Annotated in this window: 1 protein-coding gene, 3 tRNA genes and 1 rRNA gene; all 5 read left to right on the forward strand. The window is 57.7% G+C overall.

Features of this window, described 5'->3' with window-relative positions; translation table 11 throughout:
• The first annotated feature begins 167 nt into the window (after positions 1 to 167).
• Positions 168 to 281, forward strand: a 5S ribosomal RNA gene (gene rrf, locus E1748_RS31365).
• A gap of 150 nt (positions 282 to 431) precedes the next feature.
• Positions 432 to 517 (forward strand) — tRNA-Tyr (locus tag E1748_RS31370).
• A gap of 37 nt (positions 518 to 554) precedes the next feature.
• Positions 555 to 628, forward strand: a tRNA-Gly gene (locus E1748_RS31375).
• A 15-nt stretch (positions 629 to 643) separates the two neighbouring features.
• Positions 644 to 718 (forward strand) — tRNA-Thr (locus E1748_RS31380).
• 62 nt (positions 719 to 780) lie between these two features.
• Positions 781 to 1,100 (forward strand): GTP-binding protein (locus E1748_RS31385; protein ID WP_205965332.1); only part of this gene is annotated, 320 nt, incomplete at its 3' end.

The raw sequence follows: 1,100 nt of genomic DNA on the forward strand, positions 1-1,100 counted from the left end.
GCACTTCAGGGATGCCCCACCCTGCGCACAGCGCAGGGTCTCAGGCAGACGCACGGTTGAGATCAGTGTTGTGCCTCAACCATCACAACCCACACGAGAGGCATCCTCTCAGCTACTTCTTCCCGATTGGTTGTGTTGAGTATCCCTCAACACGACAACAAGTCATGCCTGATGACCATAGCGTGTCGGTACCACCCCTTCCCATCCCGAACAGGACCGTGAAACGACTCCACGCCGATGATAGTGCGGATTGCCCGTGTGAAAGTAGGTAATCGTCAGGCTCCTTATGCTTCAGCTCAAAGCCCCCAACCGCTTCAACCCCGGTTGGGGGCTTTGTGTTTGTGGATGTTAAGTGAGAGTTCGATGAGCTTTGGAGCAAAGCTTGCCCTTGACAGGGTGCTGTTGCTCCCCCATAATCATCAGTTCTCTGCGGAGGGGTGCCCGAGTGGCTAAAGGGGGCAGACTGTAAATCTGTTGGCTTACGCCTACGTTGGTTCGAATCCAACCTCCTCCACCAGAATGCAGGCGTAGTTGTTGGGAATCGACGAATCCTTGCGGGTGTAGCTCAATGGTAGAGCAGAAGCCTTCCAAGCTTATGACGAGGGTTCGATTCCCTTCACCCGCTCCAGTTTCAAGATGTAGCGCCCATGTGGCTCAGTGGTAGAGCACTCCCTTGGTAAGGGAGAGGTCGGCAGTTCGATCCTGCCCATGGGCACCAGCAAAGTAGCCAGTGATTGTTTGCGCCCGGCGCAACGTACGGAAATCCTCTAGGAGTCGAAAATGGCCAAGGGTAAATTTGAGCGGACGAAGCCGCACGTGAACGTGGGGACGATCGGACACGTTGACCACGGCAAGACCACGCTGACGGCGGCGATCACGACGGTGCTGACCGCGAAGTTCGGCGGCGAAGCGAAGGCGTACGACCAGATCGACGCGGCGCCGGAAGAAAAGGCGCGCGGCATCACGATCAACACGGCGCACGTGGAATACGAAACGGCGAACCGCCACTACGCCCACGTGGACTGCCCGGGCCACGCCGACTACGTGAAGAACATGATCACGGGTGCGGCGCAGATGGACGGCGCGATCCTGGTGTGCTC

Origin of the sequence: Paraburkholderia flava (assembly GCF_004359985.1) — a bacterium.
GTDB classification, from domain to species: Bacteria; Pseudomonadota; Gammaproteobacteria; order Burkholderiales; family Burkholderiaceae; genus Paraburkholderia; species Paraburkholderia flava.